The sequence below is a fragment of the Xanthomonas populi genome, from assembly GCF_002940065.1.
In the GTDB taxonomy this organism is placed as follows: Bacteria; Pseudomonadota; Gammaproteobacteria; order Xanthomonadales; family Xanthomonadaceae; genus Xanthomonas; species Xanthomonas populi.
In genome coordinates this window covers 44,805-65,424 of sequence record NZ_MDEJ01000004.1, presented here as the reverse complement: position 1 = coordinate 65,424, position 20,620 = coordinate 44,805, and the positions used below count along the sequence as shown (strand labels likewise).

The window sequence follows — 20,620 nt, the reverse complement described above, 5'->3', positions numbered from 1 at the left end:
AAGCTCGACGTCATGTTCCTCGGATTCCTGAGCTTCGTCCTGATCGTTGAAGGGCTTCGTATGTGTTAACAGGCCATAGTGTCTTTCTCGCGCCGGAGCTACGCGGAAAGGGCTGGTTCAAAGACTTCATAGATCTGGCTGACCACGCTGTGCCTTGGGATGCGATTTTGGTGGAATGTGTACACAACCCGCGACTGCGCTCCTATCTGCGCTCCTCGGGTTTCATCGAGGTAGGACAAGACAACTTCTACCGCCCCACCAAGAGCTGGCGAGTCAAGCATTCTTGGGATGAGAAAAGTCGCGAATTGGCGGCCGCCGAAGCGGGGGCATCCAAACCTTCCTCGTTTCTCGAGTTCGAAGAAGTAGTTGACGTGGAGCATTGCGCCGTCCTGCGTGCGTAAAGCGGTGCGAAGCGCAAGAGTGATCCGCCAAACGGATGGCAGGGAGCTCTAATTTGCTAGTGCGCGACTAGCCGATGCCTAAAGCCCATCCAAATAGACGTCTCGGTAGGTACGAGCCCTCTGTCGAGTCCGAACTGGCGCTACTAGCTGTTTATGGGTGCCGCGCTAGCGTCTTATGGGTACCGAACTAGCGCCTTTTGGGTATTCCCACAACGCCAACGTTGAGTCGGCGATCACGACAGACCGCGCGCCGTCTGGCGTGTAAAGGAGGCTTGACAGCTGGCCACGCCGGGCGCACCGTGCCTATCAAGTTGACTTGACAGGTGAAATGGATGCGTCAGCAGCAGTGGCAATCGGATTGCACACCGGCATGGTCGGCGCAGTGGCTGCTTCGCGGCTGTGCCGAGATGGGGATCAATGGCTTGCCATTGCATGCGTCAGCGCATGCGAGGCACGGCGCATGACCCGCTACAACCGCAACGCGCGAGTCGCGCTCTGCCTGGGTTTGAGCTTGCTCGCAGCGGGTGCACTCGGACACTGGCGGCGGCTGCCACTGAGCGCTTACGTTGCCGGGCTGGGTGTGGGCGTTTCGTGCCTGCTGCTGGCGTTGCTGTTTTGGCTGTCACGCGGCAGCATGCGCGACAGCACGCGCCTCGCACTGGCCCGGCGCTATCACCGCGAATTCGGCGTGCCGATGCTGTTGTATGTGGTGGTGATGCTGTTCTGGACATATTTGCTTGCCCACGTGGATCCGAACTGGGCGCGCGTATTGATCACGTTGTTGCCGGCCGTGCTGGTGGCCTTGGTGATCCGCGCAGTAGCACGGTACGTGCGCGACTCGGATGAGATGCAACGACGTATCGAACCGGAGTCGATCGCCATTGCCGCCGGACTGGTCAGCGGCGCGTATATGACCGGTGGTTTTTTGCAGGCCGCCGAGCTGATCGACATCCCAGCGACAGTGGCGATGTTGTGGGTGTTTCCGATGTTGCGCGCAATCTACGGCATTACCAAACGCATCAACGCACGGTTTCAATGAATAGCCGGGTGCGCGAATTGCGCGAGGCCAGCGGCTGGTCGCAAGGCGAGCTGGGCGAGCGGCTGGGCGTGTCGCGGCAGACCATCAATGCACTGGAGACCGGCAAATACGATCCCAGCCTGCCATTGGCGTTTCGCATCGCGCGTTTGTTTGGGGAATCGATCGAGCACGTTTTTCTTTACGAAGACGGGCAGTAGTCGCGCCGGTCACACCCGACCGGGTGCGGCGTCAGGGGATAGGGAATACCAGGAGAGATGGTGGACATGGTGAAGCAACCCACAGTGGTAGCGGCATTGCTGATCGCGATGCTGGCTGCCGGATGTCAGCGCGCAGACACGCCTGCTGAAAACCCGCCTGCGAAATATGCAGCTGCTTCAACCAAGGCTGGCGCAGCTGCGCCCAGCCGCACGCAGCTGCGTGCGGCAAAGACCCAGACCGGCACGGCCGCAGGCAATCGCTACGGCACGCTGCAATTTGTACCGTGCACGCTGAGTTCCGGCAGCGCGGCCGGCAATATCGAAGCGCAGTGCGCAAGCTTGCGCGTGCCGGAAAATCCGGCCGCACCGACCGGGCGCAGGATCGAATTGAAGATCGCCTGGCTGGAAAGCGATGCCGGTGCGGGCAGCAAACCGGATCCGGTGTTCTTCATCGTCGGTGGGCCGGGGCAATCGGCCACGCAGGTCGCCGCGATCGTGGACATGGGGCTGCATGAAGTCCGCAAGCAGCGCGATATCTTTCTGGTCGATCAGCGCGGTACCGGCGGGTCTCATCCGTTGGAGTGCCGCGATGCCGCCGGCAAGCCGCTCACGCTGGACAACAGCAGCGCGGCCACCGCCGAGCAACTGACCGATTACGCACGCCAGTGCGCGCAAGGGTTACGCAACGACGCCGACCCACGTTACTTCACCACCCGCCAGGCTATCGGCGATCTGGATGCGGTGCGCGCGGCCTTGGGTGTGCAGAGCATCAATCTGATCGGCGGCTCTTACGGCACCCGCGTGGCGCAGCACTACGCAACGCGCTATCCGCAGCACACGCGCAGTGTGGTCCTCGATGGTGTGGCGCCGAATGATCTGGTGATCGGTGGCGAGTTCGCACGCACGTTCGAAGATGCGATCGCGCTGCAGGCCAGCCAATGCCGCAAGGAAGCTGCCTGCGCCAAACGCTTTCCGGTGGATACGCGCACGCAGCTGCGGCAAGCCGTTGAGCGCTTGCGTCAGGCGCCGGTTGCCGTGGATTACCGCGACCCGCGCACCGGTGAGCTGCACCACGAGCAGGTGACTGCCGATACCGTGGTGGGTCTGGCGTTCGGGTTCTCGTATGCGCCCGAAACCGCCTCGCTGCTGCCGCTGGTGCTGGACGAAGCGGCTGCAGGGCGTTACGCCTCGCTGATGGCATTGGCGCAGATGAGCGCATCAGACATGTCCGATCGAATGAATCGCGCCATGCAGTGGTCGGTACTGTGCAGCGAGGATGCCGGGCGCTACACGCCGACAGCCGGCAAGGACGCCACCTTGCTGGGCGCAGCGGTGGCGCAGATGTTCTTCGCACCCTGCAAGGCCTGGCCTGCACTGCCGGCGCCAGCGGCCGATGCCGCACCGTTCACATCGAACGTGCCGGTGCTGTTGTTATCGGGCGAGCTCGATCCGGTGACGCCACCGCGCTATGCCGAACGTGTGCTGCCAGGCCTGCCCAACGGCCGTCACCTGGTGGCGCCGGGGCAGGGCCATGGCGTGTTTCGACTGGGCCGCATGCCCAAGTTGCTGGGCCAGTTTTTGCAGACCACCGATGCCAAAGCACTGGAAGCGCGGTGCGTGGACAGCCTCAACAGCGTGCCCGCGTTTACCTCGTTCAACGGATGGGAACCATGAGCCGCAACGACCACGCCACGGAGGCGCTCGCATGATCGTCATCGACACGTTACACAAATCGTTCAATACCAAGACCGGGCTGGTGAAGGCGGTCGACGGGGTGAGTTTCAGCGCCGCCGATGGCCAGATCACCGGGTTGCTCGGGCCCAACGGCGCCGGCAAGACCACCACCTTGCGCATGCTCTACACGCTGATGTCGCCCGACCAGGGCAGCGTCACTGTGGATGGCGTGGACGCCGCACGCGACCCGGTGACCGTACGCCGCGCGCTTGGCGTGCTGCCGGATGCGCGCGGCGTGTATAAGCGGCTGACCGCACGCGAAAACATCGCCTACTTCGGTGAGCTGCATGGCATGTCGCGCACGCTAATTGCCGAGCGCACACGCTTGCTCTCGGCCGCGTTGGACATGGACGACATTCTCGATCGTCAGACCGAGGGTTTCAGCCAGGGCCAGCGCACCAAGACCGCGATTGCGCGCGCGCTGGTGCACGACCCGCGCAACGTCATCCTGGACGAACCCACCAACGGGCTGGACGTGATGACCACGCGCGCCATGCGTGGCTTTCTGCAGCACCTGCGTGCAGAGGGGCGCTGCGTGATTTTTTCCAGCCACATCATGCAAGAGGTAGCGGCGCTGTGCGATCGCATCGTCATCGTTGCCAAGGGCACGGTGGTGGCCTGCGGCAGCGCCGACGAACTGCGCGCTGCCACCGGTGAAGACAATCTGGAAGACGCCTTCGTCAAGGCGATCGGCTCGGACGAGGGACTGCACGCATGAACACCACATCGCTGTTGTCCACGCTGTGGACGGTGCTGCGCAAGGAGTTACGCGATATCGGCCGCGATCGCCGCACCCTGGCATTGGCCTTGCTGCTGTCGCCATTGCTGTATCCGATTCTGATTCTGGGCATGGGCGCACTGAGCGAAAGCCGCGTGCGCACGCAGATCGACAAGCCGCTGGAGATCCCCACGCTCGGTCGCGAAAACGCGCCGAATCTGGTGCGTTTTCTGGCTGCGCAAGGGCTCAACGCAGTCGCTGCGCCTGCCGATCTGACGACTGCGATTCGCAACCAGGATGTGGATGTGGCGCTGCGCATCAGCGCCAGCTACGCCGAGGATTGGCGTGCCGGCCGCCCGGCCTTGGTGGAGGTCATCAAGGACAGCACGCGGCGCGAGGCCGACGTGCCGGCCATGCGGCTGCAGGCCGCGCTCAGCGCCTACAGTCAACAGGTCGGTGCACTGCGCTTGCTGGCACGCGGCATCGATGCGCAGGTCGGCAGGCCGCTGGAAATCGCCGCGCAGGACCTGGCCACCGCCGACGCCAAGCGTGGCCAGATGATGGCGATGCTGTTGCCGGTGCTGCTGGTGATCACCTCGTTTCTGGGCGGCGCCTCGCTGATTCTGGATGCCACCGCCGGCGAGCGCGAACGCCAGTCGCTGGAGCCGTTGCTGGCCACACCGGCGCCACGCAGCGCGATTGTGAGCGGCAAGATCGCTGCCGCCTGCGTGATCGGCATGGTGTCGTTGTTGCTCACGCTGCTGGCCTTCAAGTTGAGTGCGCAGTTGTCCACCTCGAACCTGGGGCGCCAGCTCAATGTCGGTTTCTTGCCGATGCTGCAGATGCTCTTCATCCTGGTCCCGATGCTGTTCGTCGGCACCTCGCTGCTGACCTATCTGGCCGCTGCTGCCAAGAGCATGAAGGAAGCGCAGGCGCATATGACCTGGTTGCTGCTGCTGCCGATGCTGCCGGGGTATGCGCTGATGGCGTATCCGCTGAAGACGCAGTTGTGGCACTTCGCGGTGCCGTTTCTGGCGCAGAACCAGATGCTGTTGAAGGTGATTCGCCACGAGCAGATCACTGCGCAGACCTGGGCGGTGTATCTGCTGGCTGGTTTCGGCGTAGCGGCGGTGTTGTGGTACGCGGCGGTGCGGCGGTATCACCACGAGCGGTTGGCGATTTCGGGGTGATGTTCCTTCATCGCACGCACTCACTCAGCCGCGTGCAGAACTACTCAACCGCCCAACCCCCTACTCAACCACCCGGATTGAACGACAACGTACGCCGCGTGGTCACCGGTGCGGCCACTGGTTCGAAGCGCCAGCGCTTGACCGCGTTGAGGGCTTCGCGGTCGAACACGCGTGGCGGGTTGGCGCGCAGGATGCGCGAGGCGGTGATCGAGCCGTCGGTGCCAACCGTGAGTTCCACCAGCACTTCGCCGGAGGTGCCGGCGCGTAGCGCTTCAGGTGGATAGCGCGGTGCCGGCGTACTGATCGGGCGCAGCGACTGCGCGCTCGGTGCAGCGGCCGCAGCAGCCGGTGCCGGACGCGGTGCTGCCGGTGCCGGAGGTTCGGCCTGACGACGCGCCGCTGCCTGGCGCTCGGCTTCGGCGCTCTGCTGACGCGCGGCTTCCTGTTGCGCGGCGATCTGCTGCGCAGCGGTCGCCTCGCGGGTCTGCTGCTCGGCCAGACGCTTCTGCTCGGCGGCTTGCTTGGCCTTGTCTTCGACCAACTTCTTGGCCTGCTCGGCATCGTGCTCGGAGCGGTTTAAGGCGGTCTGCATACCGGCGCTCAGGCCGGTTTTCAGGCGCGGCAACGCCGGTGCCTTGGGGTCGACCTTTTCGATCAGCGCGATCAAGCGCTGCGCTTCGGGGAATTTTTCACGGCCGATACCCTGTTCGGCGGCGATCAGCGTGTACGGCATCAGGTCGGTCAGCGCGCTGTTAACGGTGGCGTCCTGGGGCTGCTTCTCACGCAGCGCCAGGTAGTACTCCACCGCGTTGTCGCCGGCCGGGGCATACATGCGATTATCCTGCAGCGCCTTGGTGGCCGATGCGCGCAGCTGCTCGGCGGCCATCGACTGCACCTGCGGCGACACCGCGGTGGCTGGCGTTGGCGCGGCGGCCGGTGCCGCAGGCGTTGCGCCGATGGCCGGCGCGGCGGTTGCGGCCTTGTCTTCCTGCTTGGAGCAGGCGGCCAGGCCAACCAGCAAAATGACTGGCGCGATCCGGCGTGCCATACGGCCCTGTGTCAGATCCGACATGCGTCCCCCTTACCCCGAGTGCGATAGATAACGTTGATGCGGCGAGCGCCGGCCATTGTTCCCGCAATGGACGGCAAGGCGGCAATCTAGCATTGCCGGGGCGGTCTAAGCCAAAGGGGGCGCGGGGGTGGGCGCACTTTCATGCCGCCGGGGTGGCGAGCGCCGCATCGGCCGGCAGCCGTGCGGCCGGCTCGGGCAGCGGCGGCGCAGGGCAATAACGCCGCAGAAAGTCAGCATGCGCGGGCAGCCGCACCAACGTGGCATCGACACGCGTGCGGATGTTCTCCAGGAAGTGGCTCAGCTCCGCATCGCCCATCAGGTCGGCCACCGGATGATGCTGCCGGGGCGTGATGCCCTGGCCCAGCATCACCTGTACCCACGAGTTCTCGGCAAACAGTTCGTTGGCCTGATGGAAGACCCGCCCGCTCTGGCGGAACAACTCCACCCGGTGCCGCAGCGTGTCGGGGATCTCCATTGCCGCGCAATCGCGCCAGAACGGCGTGTCGCGGCGGTCGGTGGCGTGGTAATGCAGGATCACGAAATCGCGGATATGGGTGATTTATTCGGCGGCCTGGCGGTTGTACTCGGCGATATCGACGTCGTTGATGATCTGCGGAAAGGTCTGCATCAAGCGGATGATACCGCGCTGGATCAAATGGATATTGGTCGATTCCAACGGCTCCAGAAAGCCGCTGGCCAGACCCAGCGCCACGCAGTTCTTTTCCCACACCCGATGCCGCTGGTTGGGCGTGAAGCGCAACGCGCGCGGCTGCGTCAGCGCGCGGCCGCTGAGATTGCGCTGCAAGACCTGCGCAGCGCTGTCCTGGTCCATGTAGCGGCTGGAATACACGATGCCGTTGCCGACCCGGTGCTGCAGCGGAATGCGCCACATCCAGCCCGCCTGATCGGCGCGCGAGCGGGTGTAAGGCAGCGGTGCGCCGACCGGTTCGGTCTGCACCGCCAGCGCGCTGTCGGCGAACAACCAGTGCGACCAATCGTCCGCGCCCACCCCCAGCGTCTGCCCGATCAACAGGCTGCGGAAACCGGTGCAATCCAGAAACAGATCGCCTTCCACGCGCGTGCCTTCGTCCAGCACCAGTGCAGTGAGATCACCGCGGTGCGCATCTGTCTCCACGTGGCTGATGCGCCCTTCGATGCGCTGCACGCCGAAGCCTTCGCCAAAACGCCGCAGGAAGCGCGCGTACAGGCCGGCATCCAGGTGATAGGCGTAATGCATGCCGCCGTTGGGAAGATGCGCGAAGCGGCCTTCCTGTGCGGCGCGCAGCTCCAGGCAATAGTCGCCGAAGTCGCGCGCCACGCCACGCTGCCGGCCCTTCAACCAGAAATGCTGAAAGCCCGCGCTCCAGTGATCGGTGCCGGTGTGGCCGAAGGAATGGATGTAGTGCCGGTCCACATCGCGCCACTGTTCGAAGCCGATACCGAGCTTGATGGTGGCCTGCGTTGCGGCCATGAAGGCTGCCTCGTCGATCTCCAGCAGACGGTGGAAGGTGACCAGGCTGGGGATGGTGGCTTCGCCCACGCCCACCGTGCCGATCTCGTCCGATTCCACCAGGGTGATCTGCAGTTGCCGGCCCAGCACCTTGGACAACGCCGCAGCAGCCATCCAACCGGCGGTGCCGCCACCGGCGATGACGACGCGGCGCACCGGGCGTTGTTGCGGATCGGAAGATGGGGTGTCGGGCATGGCGAGTGGTCCTCAGCGATTCAGGCGTTGCAGCAACCGTGCGCGCAGGCTGCGGGCACGGGTCTCGTCCATCGGCGCCAGCACGCCACGCGCCGCCTCGGGCACATGCGCGGCGGTGTGCGCGTCGGCATCGAACACGTAATGGTCGAAGACGTCCTGCCAGATGGCGCGTTGCTCCGCTGGCAGATCGCGGATGGTGAGCAGCGCCAGCATCAGTGCATTCATCGGCGAATCCATGTAGGCCGGGCTTTGCCGCCACCAGAAGTTCACCAGCACGTTGAAGGCGTCCAGCGCTTGGATGTGATGCCACCACATGCTGGGAATGAAAAGCGCATCGCCCGGTGCCAGCTCGGCCACCCGCGCGTGTTGCAGCGCTTGCGCATAGCGTGGAAAACGCTGCAGATCCGGCGCGGTGATATCGACCAGGCTGACCGGCTGCCCGGCCGGGGTGAGATCGATCGGGCCGATGTAGAGATTGGCCAATTGCGTGGGCGGAAACAGGGTGAAGCGGCGGCGCCCGGCGACCACGCAGGCCAGGTTGTCCGGCAGGTCCTGATGCGCGGCGATGCGGGTGCGGTTGCCAATCCAGATGCTGGCCAGCGGCTCAGCTTGCGGCAGCGCGATCGGGTTGTGTGCGCGCAGGCCGGGCAGGTAGGTGTCCAGCGTGGTGGAGCCGACATAGATTGCCGGCGGCTGTGGGTTATGCAGATCGCGCAGCAAGGTGTCCAGCACCACGCTCAGCGGCACGCGCTCGGGGCGGAAATTGAAGCCGCTCATGTCGGCGTTGTAGAAAAAGCGCCCACCGATCTCCGGCGGGCCGACCTGTGCCACCACCGCCTGGCCGCGATCGAAACCGCGCAGGTACGCGGCCGCTGCCTGGGCAGAGGTCGCGCCGGCCTGCGCCAGCGGCCAGTCGCGCACCAGCCCGCGCAACACCAGTGGCGTGGTGGAGCGCAGCACGGCCGGGTCCAGCTGCTGCGGGTCCAGCCCGTGCCGTTCTTCGATGGCGCGCGGCTCAGCCTGCATGGCGTCGCTGCATGCGGTCGAGCAGATGGCGCGGAACTGCGCGATCGAGGCCACCGCCATGTACAGCGGCTCCAGATCGCCAATGCCGGTGCAACTTGAGCAGCGCGGCATCGTCGAGTGCGCGCAGGCGCTCTTCGTGCACGGCGTATAGCCCGGTCAGACGGCAGTCCAGGCGGTTTTCCAGCGTGGCATCGAACACGAACGGTTCGAGCAGATCGTAATTGAGCAAGCGTCCGACGAAGGCTGCGCTCGCCGCCAGCCCATCGTGCAAGGTGCGCAACACCTGGCTGATGTGGTCGAGAAACTCGGTGGTGCCGCCGTGTTCGCGAAACAGCAACTCGCCGTCGGTGCTGCTGACGCGCGGGCTGTCCAGATCCAGATGTACCATCGGCCCGTCCGCTTGCTCGCCGATCAGAAACGGTTGGCGTTGAATCGCCAGCGGCACATACGGGGCATCCCAGCGCGCGCCATCCAGAAACAGGTTTTCGCCCAGGCGTAAGCCCAGCAACGCCAGCGGCTGAAAACTGCGCTCGCCGCTGCGATGGAACACGATCGGGTATTGCGCCTGGACTTGGCGAAATTCCTGCGGAAACGTCACAGCCGACATCACGTCGTCGCCGAAGGCGGCGCCATGGGCGGTGATCACACGCAGATCGCGGTGATCGAGATTGTTTAACAACACGGCATTGGTCATGGGGGAGTGGCACATCACGCGGGGCGCGTGGCCCATGCTTGGATAGTTGGCTTGGCGTGGCAAGTCCCGGATCCACTCCATCCGGAAAAGCGACAGGGCGGGGCCGTGCGAGCGGCCCCGGCAGATGGACTGCCTGGGCCGCTCAATCGATCAGCGCTGCCTCACCAGAACTTGTAGCGCACGCCCAACATGTAGCGCGGGCCGGTCTGGGTGGCGTAGACGATCTGGTTCGGGTGACGGCCGTGCTGACGCTGTGCCTCGTCGGTGAGGTTGATCGCCTCCAGGCTCAGCGACAGGTTCTCGGTCCATTGATAACCGATGCTAAGATCCAGCTGACCATAGGCTTCGGTATAGACCGGGTTGGGCTGGCCGCTGCCATCAAAACGTGCGGCCAGGAACTCGTCTCGCCAGTTGTAGGCCGCACGCACCTGCCACTTGTCGCGATCGTAAAAGCCGACCACGTTGGCCGAATCGCTCAAGCCTTCCAGCGCGAATTGCTCGCCGATCACGTCGTTGTCGTAGGTCAACCCGGAGTCGACCATGGTGTAGTTGGCCGACACACCGAAGCCGCTCTGCCCGAACATGTGCTGCAGATTGAATTCCCAGCCGTCCAGCGAGGCCGAGCGCTGATTGGCCGGCGCAGTGATGGCGAAGTTGGCCACCGGATCGCCCGGTTGCCCGCTGATCACGCCGGTGGCGTTGCCATTGGCATCGTCGGCCCCGCGCACCACGCCCGGCGCACCGCCGCGATTGCGGAAGATGTAGTTGCGGATGCAGGTCAGATCGGCCGAGGCGCAACCGTTGCCCAGCGCTTGGTTCCAGTACGCACCGCCCACTGGCGTGTTCAAGCCCAGCGAAGCATCGTCGCGCGTGGTCACGCCGATGTAGTTGTCGATGTTCTTGCGGAAGAAGCCCATCGAGGCGTAGCTGGCATCGCTGTAGTACCACTCCAGCGACAGGTCGAAGTTATGCGACAGCAGCGGCTTGAGGCCGGGGTTGCCTTCCTGGCCGGTGCCGCCTTCCAGGCGCGCGATCTGGTTGAGCGTCTGCCCGCCCTGGATATCGCCCCAGCCGGGGCGGCCGATGGTTTCGCCGTAGCTGCCGCGCAGCACCAGATTCTCGGTGAGCTTGAAGCTCAGATCCAGGCTGGGCAGCCAGTATTCGTATGTGCCGCTACCACTGGCGAACGCCGAGTCTGCCAGGCGGATCGGCAACTCGTTGTTGGCGACCCAGTCGATGCCCACCGCAACCGGCACCAGCGCCTGCGCGTCCACCTTGGTTTCTTCGTAACGCACGCCGGCGGCCAGGCTGATCGGCACGCGCAGATCGTCCCAGCTGTTGTTCCACTGCAGATAGGCGTTCTTGGACTTTTCGGTCACGCGGCGGTCGGTATTGAAGACCGGCGAGGTGCGGTACAGCGCATCATCGCCAGCCACCTGCGCGGCGGCCTGGCGTGCACGCTCGAAGTCGAACAGCAACAGCTGATTGAACTGCGCCGGGTTGCCGCTGCCATCGATCGCATCGAAGTACTGCGCAAACGCGCTGGGAATCCACAGATCATCCGGATAATCGGCTGCGGTGCCGTTGCCGCCCCAGGTGTCGCGCTGCACGTTGGAGAACGCCGAGCGGTTCTTGACCTCGGTGCTGCCGATACCGAACTTCAACTGCGAATAATTTTCGAAGGTGAAGTCGCCGTTGACCTGCGCCTGATTGATTTCCGACTTCATGTAGCTGTTGCGAAACGCCGAGCCGGTGACCAAGGTGCGCGACGGATCCAGCCCGGTCAGGCCGAAGCCCAACTGCTGCTGCAACACCGGAAAATCCTTGCTGAAATCCACCACCGAGGTGCCGCGATAAAAGCCCGACACACCCAGCGAATTGCTCGAGCCGTACGGGCTGTCCGCACCGGCTTCGGCGGTGGAGCGGTGGATGTCGACGTTGAGCTTGAACTGGTCGTTCACCGCCCAGTCCACGTTGAAGCCCAGCGACTTGTTCTGGTTGCGCGTGGCCGCATTGGAGCCGGCGGTGGCCAGATCGCTGGTGGCCGGATTGACGATTTCCGAATAGGTCACCGGCCCCGCCACCGGACCGTTGGTCCAGGCGCTGGCCGACGGGCCGTAGTTGAACCACACCGACATCTCGTTGCGCTGCTGCTGGATCTTGTTTTCGGAGTACGTGTAATCCAGCGTCGTGGTGATGTTGTCCAGCGGCCTGTACTGCAGCGTCAACTGACCATTGGTGCGTTGGCGCTCCACGCCGACCACGCGGTAATTGAGGTTCTGCGGGACCGAATAGATATCGTTCGGGCCGGGGCGGTTGACGATGTTTTCCGAGCCCGGCGTACCCGGCTGCGGGATGGTGCCGTAAGCAGTGGAATCGCCACGGAACGAACGCCAGCCGTTGGGCACACCGACCTGGCTATAGCCGAAGTCGCGTTCCTGGTAACTGCCGCTCAGCGACACGCCAAAGCGCCCGTCGGCCGAGGTATTGCTGAAGATGCCGGAGATTTCCGGGGTCAGCGCATCGCCCTGCAAACGCCCGGGCAGGTTCTCGTTGGACGCATCGTGCACGCCCTTGAGGCCGACATTGGCATGCAGGCCCGGGTTGTCCAGCGGCCGGCTGGTCTTGATGTTGATCGTCGCACCGATGCCGCCGGTAGGCGTGCTGGCGCGGCTGGTCTTGAACACCTCGATGCCGGAGATCGACTCGGACGCCAGATTGGCGAAGTCGAACGCACGCGAGTTGGAGGCATTGGATTCTTCGATGCTGGCACCCGGCATCTGCCGGCCGTTCAACAGCACCAGGTTGAAGTCCGGGCCGACGCCGCGCACGGTCACGCGCGAGCCTTCGCCCAGCGAGCGGTCGATCGACACGCCGCTGATGCGTTGCAGCGATTCGGCCAGATTGGTATCGGGGAACTTGCCGATGTCCTCGGCCACGATGCCGTCGGCGATGCCTTGCGCATCGCGTTTGACGTTCATCGACGAAGTGAGGCTGCCACGGATACCGGTGACCTGGACGGCATCGAGCGTGGCGGGATCGGCCTGGCTGGCGCTGGGGACGGTGGATGCCGACTGCGGCGCCGGCGCGGTTTGCGCAGCCAGCGGCGTCGACAATGCGAACAGCAAGGCAGACGTCAAGGGCCGCGTGCGCGGCGGGGTGCGTGGCTCTTTCACGATGATTCCTTACCCCCAAGCGAAAAAAGCCAGCCCCATGTGGGACGGGCAAAGGTCGATGAAACAAACGCTCATTTGTTAGCGCGGCCTTAACGAAGTCAACTTGCACTGCAGCATCGGCTGCGAGCAGACGCATCACACATTGTTCCAATCAGCGAGCTGTCGACGGTAAGCGCAGGCATTGGCTTGCCCGTACTATCGATCCTCGATGGCAAGCCGCCGCATGCCGCCCTTTACGCACTGGAGCACCCCATGATCGACCTGTACTACTGGCCCACCCCCAACGGCCACAAGGTCACCTTGTTTCTGGAAGAGGCCGGGCTGGACTACACGCTCAAGCCGGTCAACATCGGCAAAGGCGCGCAGTTCGAGCCGGCCTTTTTGCAGATTTCGCCTAATAACAAGATGCCGGCGATCGTTGATCACGCACCTGCCGATGGCGGCGCCCCGCAGAGCGTGTTCGAATCCGGCGCGATCCTGTTGTACCTATCAGAGAAGACCAGCCGCTTCCTGCCGCGCGATGCGCGCGGCCGCATCGCCGCGTTGGAATGGTTGTTCTGGCAGATGGGCGGGCTGGGGCCGATGAGCGGCCAGATGGGCCACTTCAACGTCTACGCGCCGGAAAAGATTCTCTACGCGATCGACCGCTACAACACCGAGGTACGCCGCCTGCATGGCGTCCTCGACAAGCGCCTGGCCGAGCCGCCTTTCTCGCCGGCGACGCGTACGGCATCGCCGACATGGCCAGCTACCCATGGATCGAGGTGTACGCCGACATCCGCCCCGATTACGCCGATTTCCCGCACCTCAAGCGCTGGCATGACACCATCGCCGCCCGCCCGGCCACGCAGCGTGCTTATGCGCTCAAGGACCAGCTCACCCCCAATGCCGGCAAGCCGCTGAGTGAGGAAGAGCGCAAGCATTTGTTCGGCAAGCGCTGACAACGCAGTGCGGCCGGGGGGCTGAGCGCTCCAAGGTCTGCAGTGCATGTGGGCGTTCTGCATTGCATTGCTTTACGCAGTAACGATGTCGAGCAACGCACGACTCAGCCACTCCAATCGCAAGGCTAGGCGTCGCCCGATCCTTGATCCGGCGCTACGCGCCACCTTCTCCCGGCGGGAGAAGGGCTAATCGGCGCACGCCCCATTGCGTCTTGGTGCGGCGACAGCGCTGGTGCGGCGGCACGGTTATCGGCGCGGGACTCTCACCATATTCACGCAAACAAAGTGCGGAATCAGCGGCGCTTTCGGCCTGGGCCGAGTTTGCGGGTGACGGTGTTGCGGCCCAGGCCCAAGCGTGCAGCGGCTTCGGCGCGGCGACCTTGGGTGAGTTGCAGGGCAGCTTCGAGCAGGGTCTTGTCGAGGCGTTCGCGGGCTTCGGCGTGCAGGCCCTGGGCGCCTTCGCTCAGACGCTGCGCGGCCCAGCTGGACAGCATCTCGTCCCATTGCCCATCGCTGCGACCGGTGCGTTGGCGGCGGCCGCCACGTGCCAGTGCGGCTTCCACGTCGACCACGTCGATGATGTCGGCGGTGGCCAATGCGGCCAGGCGCCAGCACACGTTCTCCAGCTCGCGCACGTTGCCGGGCCAGTCGTAATGACGCAGGCCTTCCAACGCCGCCGACGACAGCCGTTTGGGCAGCATGTCGAGTTTGCGGCCGGCCATGGCCAGGAAGTTTTCGGCCAGTTGCGCGATGTCGCCGCCGCGTTCGCGCAGCGGTGGTAATTGCAGACGCACCACGTCCAGGCGATGCAACAGATCGGCACGGAAACGTCCTTGTTCGACCAACGCTTCCAGGTCTTGATGCGTGGCGGCGATCACGCGTACATCGACGCGGATGAGTTCGCGCCCACCCACGCGGAAGAATTCGTTCTCTGCCAACACGCGTAGCAAACGGGTCTGCAAGGGCAGCGGCATATCGCCGATTTCGTCCAGAAACAGCGTGCCGCCATCGGCTTGCTCGAAGCGGCCGATATGCCGTTTGGTGGCGCCGGTGAAGGCGCCGGCTTCATGGCCAAACAACTCGCTTTCCAGCAGTTCCGCAGGGATGGCGGCGGTGTTGAGGGCGACGAAGGATTTGCGCGCGCGCGGCGATTCGTTGTGCAGCGCGCGTGCGACCAGTTCCTTGCCGGTGCCGGTTTCGCCGTTGATAAGCACCGACAGCGGCGCCTGCGCGAGTCGGCCAATCGCGCGGAACAACGCCTGCATCGCCGGGGTGTCGCCGATCAGTGCGGCCGGGCCTTGCGCCACCGGCACGCCGACCAATGCGTCGACACCGGCATCGGCATCCGGCAGCGCGCGCGCGGCCAAGGCCACCGCATCGTCCAGATCGAACGGTTTGGACAGAAACTCGTGCGCGCCGCCGCGAAACGCGCCGGCAGTGCTGGCCACATCGGTATAGGCCGACATCACAATAACCGGCAATTGCGGGTGCTTGGACTTGAGCTTGTCGAGCAGGGTCAGGCCGTCTTCGCCGGGCATGCGCACGTCGGTGAACAGCAGATCCGGCGTGGGCCGCATGGCCAGCGCTTGCAGCGCGGCGGCGGCGCTGTCGAAGCCATCCACCGCGTAGCCGGCATCGCGCAAAGCGGTGGACAGCACGAAGCGGACCGAACGGTCGTCGTCGACCACCCAGATATGGTGGGATGCGGCGGCGGCCTCAGCCATGCAGATGCGCCTTGTCGTGATCGCCGACCAACTCCGGCAACAGCAGGGTGAAAACGGTATGGCCCGCACGCGAGCGGTAGCTCAGCGTGCCGTGGTGTTCGCGCGAGACCTGCTGGGCCAGCGCCAGACCCAGACCGCTGCCTTCGGCGCGCCCACTGACCAGCGGCAGGAACAGATGCTCGGCCAGTTCTTCGGGCACGCCGCCGCCGTCGTCGACGATCTCCAGACGCAGCGACATCGCATGCACGCGGTCACGGATGCGCTGACCATGTTCAACGCGAGTGCGCAACGTCACCCGGGTGGCGCCGGCCTGAAACGCATTGCGCACCAGATTCCAGACCGCCTGGGTGAGGCGATCGACATCGCCCAGAATGTCGGGAATGCTGGGGTCGTAATCGCGTTGCACCTGCACCGACCAGCCACCCTCGGCTTCGGCCAGGCGCAGCACGCGCTCCAGCACGACGTGGATATTGAGGCGGTCGTGCGGGCGCGCCGATGTGGGCGAGAGCAGGCGTTCGAGCAAGGTGTTGAGGCGTTCGATTTCGGTGCCGATCAACTCGATCAGCTCGCGCTCGTCCTCGTCGCGCCCAGCCGAGCGGCGCGCCAGCAGCTGCGCGGCGCCCTTCAATCCGGCCAGCGGATTACGCAGTTCATGTGCCAGGCCCTTGAGCGCAGCACTCAGGGCATTGGGCAGCGCGTGGGTGGGATCGAGCGCGGGGAATTCGTCGACCGGGTGGGTTTCCAGTAGCCAACCGCCGTCGTCCAGCCGCGACAGCCAGCCTTCGGCAAAGCGCGGTGCGTCGTTGGTCAGGCCCAGGGCCAGCCGATGCAGGCGCAGCACATCGCGTTCGTCGTTGAGCAGGAAGCGGGCGAGCGCATCGCCCTGCACTTCCAGCGCGGCCAGCGGTTGATCGACCAGGCGCCGTGCACTGACCCCAAGCCAGCGCGCGAAGGCCGGGTTGACGCCCAACACGCGGCCTTCGCGGTCGGCCCAGGCCACCGGGGTGCCCAGGCTGTCCAGCGATGGCATCGAAGAGGAACTCACCATTGCACCAATTTAGTGCAAGCAGCATCGGCGTGCGCGCATGTCGCGCCAGACGAAGCGTGCAGTGAAAAATTAGGGGCCGGATCGCGGTGGCGCGCACCGATCCAGCGCACATCCGCGCCGACTGTGACAGGCGTGGGGCTGGTCATGCAGACACCTCGGCAGTTAACCAGCGCCAGCCAGCGCTGCGGGGGAAAAACGGACCCGGCAGGCAGTCCCGGCCGGGTCGTAGTGCCACCCGCAGCGGCATGGCTGCGGGTGTTCATGCTCAAGACTCGTAAGCGGCTTCGCCGTGCGAGGTGATGTCCAACCCCTCACGCTCTGCTTCTTCGGTGACGCGCAGGCCGAACACCAGCTTGGCGACCAGAAAGCCCACCACCGACACCACGCCGATCCACACCAGGGTGATGCCCACGCCCAGGGCCTGAATGCCGACCTGATGCGCGATGTCGTAGTCGCCACCCTTCTGGCCGCCCAGCGAGGCCGCCGAGAACACGCCGGTCAGGATCGCGCCGATGATGCCGCCCAGGCCATGCACGCCGAACACGTCCAGGCTGTCGTCGGCGCCCAGCAGGCGCTTGAGACCGGTGACGCCCCACACGCACAGCACGCCGGCGGCAAGACCAATCACGATCGCGCCGAACGGGCCCACCGTGCCGCAGGCCGGGGTGATGCCGACCAGACCGGCCACCATGCCCGAGGCCACACCCAGGGCGGACGACTTGCCCTTGATGATCTTCTCGGTCAACGACCAGCCCAGCACAGCCGCAGCAGTAGCCAGCAAGGTGTTGAGGAAAGCCAGCGCCGCGCCGGCATTGGCTTCCAGGTTGGAGCCGGCATTGAAGCCGAACCAGCCCACCCACAGCAGCGAGGCACCGACGAAGGTCAGGGTCACGTTGTGCGGCTTGATCGCCTCACGCCCGAGCCCGGCACGCTTGCCGACGAAGTAGGCGCCCACCAGACCGGCGACGCCAGCGTTGATGTGCACCACGGTGCCGCCGGCAAAATCCAGCGCGCCCAGCCCGAACAGATAGCCACCGGTGGCCCAGACCATGTGCGCCAGCGGCAGATAGCCGAAAGTGAACCAGATCACCGAGAACAGCAGCACCGCGGCGAACTTGGCGCGTTCGGCGAAGGCTCCGACGATCAGCGCGCCGGTGATGCCGGCAAAGGTCGCCTGGAATGCCACGAACACGTATTCCGGCAGGCTGACGCCCTTGGTGAAGGTGGCCGACAGCGTCTCGATGGTCACGCCCTTGAGCAGCGCCTTGTCCAGATTGCCGATCCACGGACCTTCACCGGAGAACGCCAGGCTATAGCCGTAGAGCACCCACAGCACCGTCAGCAACGAGAACACCACCGCCACCTGGATCAGCACCGACAGCACGTTCTTGGAGCGCACCATGCCGCCGTAGAACAGCGCCAGACCAGGCACCACCATCAGCAACACCAACAAGGTGGAGGTCAGCATCCAGGCGACGTCGCCCTTCTCGACCAAGGCTGCGGCTTGGGCAGCGGCCACAGGTGCGGCTTCCGGCTGCGCGGACGGTAGCGGTTCGGTGGTGACCGGCTCGGTCGGCAACGGGGTGACCTGCGGGGTGGACTGCGCATGCGCGCTGCCCATCCCGCCCACCACCAGCGCACTGAACAGCATCAGCATGCAGACGCTGTAGAACCAAGCTTTCCACCCGGCAAAAAGACCTGTCTTCATAAGGATTCCTGGGGAGGGGGATTCAGAGCGCATCGGCGCCGATCTCGCCGGTGCGGATGCGCACGACTTGCTCGATGGCGGTCACGAAGATCTTGCCGTCGCCGATCTTGCCGGTGCCAGCGGCGTTCTGGATCGCTTCGACCACTGCATCCAGCCGGTCGTCGGTCACCACCGTTTCGATCTTGATCTTGGGCAGGAAGTCGACGACGTACTCGGCGCCGCGGTACAGCTCGGTGTGACCTTTCTGGCGTCCGAAACCCTTGACCTCGGTCACGGTGATGCCCGACACGCCCGCTGCGGACAAGGCCTCACGGACCTCGTCGAGCTTGAACGGCCGGATGATGGCGGTGATCAATTTCATGCGCATACCCCGAATGGTGGAAAAAACCGGCCGGCATTGCGCCGCCCGGCGGTGTCATTCACCTGGATGCCAACCCAGGCATCCGCGCGTTCGCGATTACGCAGACCTCGGCCGATGCCATGCATCCGCCTCGTGGGAGAGGTCAGGCCCGCGCGTCGCGAACTGTGTGCTCTCTCAATACCCCTTCGATCCACGGACGATGCCGTGAACCGATCGAACATGGGCGGCGATGGCGGAGGTGGGAGGGGGGGCCTCCGCCATCACCGCGGTGGAACTCAGTTGCCGTAGTACAGCTGGTACTCCAGCGGATGCGTTGCCGCACGGAACTTGGTGACTTCCTGCATCTTCAGCGCGATGTAGCCGTCGATGAAGTCGTCGCTCATCACGCCGCCGGCCTTGAGGAACTCGCGGTCCTTGTCCAGCGCTTCCAGCGCCTGGTCCAGGCTGGAGCAGACCTGCGGAATCAGCTTCTCTTCTTCCGGCGGCAGGTCGTACAGATCCTTGTCGCTCGGTGCGCCCGGGTCGATCTGGTTCTTGATGCCGTCCAGGCCGGCCATCATCAGCGCGGTGAAGGTCAGGTAGCCGGACTGCAACGGATCGGGGAAGCGCATTTCGATACGGCGCGCCTTCGGGTTGGTGACCCACGGAATGCGGCATGAGGCCGAACGGTTGCGGGCCGAATAGGCCAGCATCACCGGCGCTTCGTAACCCGGGACCAGACGCTTGTAGCTGTTGGTGCCGGAGTTGGAGAAGGCGTTGATCGCACGGGCGTGCTTGAAGATGCCGCCGATGTACCACAGCGCCATCTGCGAAAGGCCGCCGTAGCCGTCGCCGGAGAACAGGTTGACCCCGCCCTTGGTCAGCGACTGGTGCACATGCATGCCCGAGCCGTTGTCGCCCACGATGGGCTTGGGCATGAAGGTCGCCGTCTTGCCGTTGCGGTAGGCGACGTTCTTGATGATGTACTTCATGGTCAGCAGTTCGTCGGCTTTTTGCACCAGCGAGCTGAATTTGGTGCCGATCTCGCACTGGCCGGCGGTGGCCACTTCGTGGTGATGCACTTCGGTCTCGATGCCGACCTGTTCCAGCGTCTTGATCATTTCCGCACGCAGATCGTGCAGCGTGTCGGTCGGCGGAACCGGGAAGTAGCCGCCCTTCACGCCGGGACGGTAGCCGCTGTTGCCGCCGTCGTACTTGGCGCCGGTGTTCCAGGCAGCCTCTTCCGAACCGACCTGGAAGAAGGTGTGGCCCATGTCGTTGGCGAAGCGGACCGAATCGAAGATGAAAAATTCCGGCTCCGGGCCGAAGAACGCTTGGTCGGCGGTGCCCGACGACTTCAGGTAGGCCTCTGCCCGCTTGGCGATGCCGCGCGGATCGCGCTCGTAGCTCTGCATGGTGGCCGGGTCGAGGATGTCGCAGGTCAGCACGATGGTCGGATCGGCGAAGAACGGATCCAGATACGCGGTTCCTGCGTCCGGGAGCAGCACCATGTCCGACTCGTTGATGCCCTTCCAACCCGCGATGGAGCTGCCATCGAACATCTTGCCTTCTTCGAACAGCGCCGGCTCGATGATATTGGCCGGAAAGGTGATGTGCTGCTGTACACCACGCATATCGACGAAGCGCAGGTCGACGAACTCGACCTTGTTGTCCTTGATCAGCTTTTCAACATTTTCCACGGACATCGGAAGAAACCTCAGGGGAAGTTAAGTGGCTCGTGGGCGGTACTACAGCAGGGACCGTGCCAAGCGTCGGACTTTCACAAGTCGTTGATTTTGCTTGCCTCGCTTGAGGTCGCTCAGCCTTCGATAGCACTATAATGGTGCCAAATAATCGCATTACGCACCGATATGGTGCATGCCGCAATGCACTATCCTGACGCCTCC

Annotated in this window: 14 protein-coding genes and 3 pseudogenes; 7 read left to right on the top strand and 10 right to left on the bottom strand. The window is 64.5% G+C overall.

Features of this window, described 5'->3' with window-relative positions:
- The first annotated feature begins 62 nt into the window (after positions 1–62).
- The 6 genes from XpopCFBP1817_RS22015 to XpopCFBP1817_RS01440 all read left to right on the top strand — a co-directional run bounded on the left by XpopCFBP1817_RS22015 (position 63) and on the right by XpopCFBP1817_RS01440 (position 5,279).
- Positions 63–401, top strand: coding sequence for a hypothetical protein (locus XpopCFBP1817_RS22015; RefSeq protein WP_128415674.1), 339 nt, complete (start codon positions 63–65; stop codon positions 399–401).
- Between the two features lie 460 nt (positions 402–861).
- Positions 862–1,440 (top strand): hypothetical protein, encoded by a 579-nt coding sequence (locus XpopCFBP1817_RS01460; protein ID WP_128415673.1) that lies wholly within the window; start codon positions 862–864, stop codon positions 1,438–1,440.
- On the top strand, positions 1,437–1,637 hold the full coding sequence (locus XpopCFBP1817_RS01455; protein WP_016903655.1) for a helix-turn-helix transcriptional regulator: 201 nt from the start codon (positions 1,437–1,439) through the stop codon (positions 1,635–1,637). The genes XpopCFBP1817_RS01460 and XpopCFBP1817_RS01455 overlap by 4 nt, the downstream gene beginning before the upstream one ends.
- Before the next feature lie 60 nt (positions 1,638–1,697).
- A complete protein-coding gene (locus XpopCFBP1817_RS01450) occupies positions 1,698–3,311 on the top strand; it encodes an alpha/beta hydrolase (protein WP_167393780.1) in 1,614 nt (537 codons plus the stop codon).
- Between the two features lie 31 nt (positions 3,312–3,342).
- Positions 3,343–4,089 carry an ABC transporter ATP-binding protein gene (locus XpopCFBP1817_RS01445; RefSeq protein ID WP_128415671.1) on the top strand — a complete coding sequence of 249 codons (747 nt, stop codon included), beginning with the start codon at positions 3,343–3,345 and terminating at the stop codon, positions 4,087–4,089.
- A complete protein-coding gene (locus tag XpopCFBP1817_RS01440) occupies positions 4,086–5,279 on the top strand; it encodes an ABC transporter permease (RefSeq protein WP_128415670.1) in 1,194 nt (397 codons plus the stop codon). Before XpopCFBP1817_RS01445 ends, XpopCFBP1817_RS01440 begins: the two co-directional genes overlap by 4 nt.
- 64 nt (positions 5,280–5,343) lie before the next feature.
- On the opposite strand, the gene XpopCFBP1817_RS01435 is transcribed toward XpopCFBP1817_RS01440, so the two are convergent.
- The 5 genes and pseudogenes from XpopCFBP1817_RS01435 to XpopCFBP1817_RS01415 form a co-directional block, all read right to left on the bottom strand.
- A complete protein-coding gene (locus XpopCFBP1817_RS01435) occupies positions 5,344–6,351 on the bottom strand; it encodes an energy transducer TonB (protein ID WP_128415669.1) in 1,008 nt (335 codons plus the stop codon).
- A 139-nt stretch (positions 6,352–6,490) separates the two neighbouring features.
- Positions 6,491–8,056 (bottom strand): annotated as a pseudogene (locus XpopCFBP1817_RS01430) (tryptophan halogenase family protein).
- 12 nt (positions 8,057–8,068) lie between these two features.
- Positions 8,069–9,082, bottom strand: coding sequence for a cupin-like domain-containing protein (locus tag XpopCFBP1817_RS01425; RefSeq protein ID WP_128415668.1), 1,014 nt, complete (start codon positions 9,080–9,082; stop codon positions 8,069–8,071).
- Positions 9,072–9,776: pseudogene (locus XpopCFBP1817_RS01420) on the bottom strand (SapC family protein). The gene XpopCFBP1817_RS01425 and the pseudogene XpopCFBP1817_RS01420 overlap by 11 nt, the downstream one beginning before the upstream one ends.
- 161 nt (positions 9,777–9,937) lie before the next feature.
- Complete coding sequence (locus tag XpopCFBP1817_RS01415; RefSeq protein WP_128415667.1) at positions 9,938–12,952, bottom strand: TonB-dependent receptor; 3,015 nt, start codon at positions 12,950–12,952, stop codon at positions 9,938–9,940.
- Between the two features lie 252 nt (positions 12,953–13,204).
- Between XpopCFBP1817_RS01415 and XpopCFBP1817_RS01410 the strand changes: the two are divergent.
- Positions 13,205–13,893, top strand: a pseudogene (locus tag XpopCFBP1817_RS01410) (glutathione binding-like protein).
- A gap of 293 nt (positions 13,894–14,186) precedes the next feature.
- On the opposite strand, the gene ntrC reads toward XpopCFBP1817_RS01410, so the two are convergent.
- From ntrC to glnA, 5 genes are all read right to left on the bottom strand, one after another.
- Positions 14,187–15,617 (bottom strand): nitrogen regulation protein NR(I), encoded by a 1,431-nt coding sequence (gene ntrC / locus XpopCFBP1817_RS01405; protein ID WP_128415666.1) that lies wholly within the window; start codon positions 15,615–15,617, stop codon positions 14,187–14,189.
- A complete protein-coding gene (locus tag XpopCFBP1817_RS01400) occupies positions 15,610–16,665 on the bottom strand; it encodes a two-component system sensor histidine kinase NtrB (RefSeq protein WP_128415665.1) in 1,056 nt (351 codons plus the stop codon). Before XpopCFBP1817_RS01400 ends, ntrC begins: the two co-directional genes overlap by 8 nt.
- Before the next feature lie 265 nt (positions 16,666–16,930).
- Positions 16,931–18,373: an ammonium transporter gene (locus tag XpopCFBP1817_RS01395; protein WP_167393779.1), complete on the bottom strand. Its 1,443-nt coding sequence runs from the start codon at positions 18,371–18,373 to the stop codon at positions 16,931–16,933.
- Between the two features lie 22 nt (positions 18,374–18,395).
- Positions 18,396–18,734, bottom strand: a complete 339-nt coding sequence (locus tag XpopCFBP1817_RS01390) for a P-II family nitrogen regulator (protein WP_002808480.1) — start codon at positions 18,732–18,734, stop codon at positions 18,396–18,398.
- Between the two features lie 275 nt (positions 18,735–19,009).
- Positions 19,010–20,419: a type I glutamate--ammonia ligase gene (gene glnA / locus XpopCFBP1817_RS01385; protein ID WP_006449210.1), complete on the bottom strand. Its 1,410-nt coding sequence runs from the start codon at positions 20,417–20,419 to the stop codon at positions 19,010–19,012.
- Positions 20,420–20,620: the final 201 nt, after the last annotated feature.

Bases quoted from the DNA above. Each gene is read 5' to 3' on its own strand.
- XpopCFBP1817_RS01460 (WP_128415673.1), top strand. From the start codon at position 862: ATGACCCGCTACAACCGCAACGCGCGAGTCGCGCTCTGCCTGGGTTTG.
- XpopCFBP1817_RS01455 (WP_016903655.1), top strand. From the start codon at position 1,437: ATGAATAGCCGGGTGCGCGAATTGCGCGAGGCCAGCGGCTGGTCGCAA.
- XpopCFBP1817_RS01445 (WP_128415671.1), top strand. From the start codon at position 3,343: ATGATCGTCATCGACACGTTACACAAATCGTTCAATACCAAGACCGGG.
- XpopCFBP1817_RS01440 (WP_128415670.1), top strand. From the start codon at position 4,086: ATGAACACCACATCGCTGTTGTCCACGCTGTGGACGGTGCTGCGCAAG.
- XpopCFBP1817_RS01435 (WP_128415669.1), bottom strand. From the start codon at position 6,351: ATGTCGGATCTGACACAGGGCCGTATGGCACGCCGGATCGCGCCAGTC.
- XpopCFBP1817_RS01425 (WP_128415668.1), bottom strand. From the start codon at position 9,082: ATGCAGGCTGAGCCGCGCGCCATCGAAGAACGGCACGGGCTGGACCCG.
- ntrC (WP_128415666.1), bottom strand. From the start codon at position 15,617: ATGGCTGAGGCCGCCGCCGCATCCCACCATATCTGGGTGGTCGACGAC.
- XpopCFBP1817_RS01400 (WP_128415665.1), bottom strand. From the start codon at position 16,665: ATGGTGAGTTCCTCTTCGATGCCATCGCTGGACAGCCTGGGCACCCCG.
- XpopCFBP1817_RS01395 (WP_167393779.1), bottom strand. From the start codon at position 18,373: ATGAAGACAGGTCTTTTTGCCGGGTGGAAAGCTTGGTTCTACAGCGTC.
- XpopCFBP1817_RS01390 (WP_002808480.1), bottom strand. From the start codon at position 18,734: ATGAAATTGATCACCGCCATCATCCGGCCGTTCAAGCTCGACGAGGTC.
- glnA (WP_006449210.1), bottom strand. From the start codon at position 20,419: ATGTCCGTGGAAAATGTTGAAAAGCTGATCAAGGACAACAAGGTCGAG.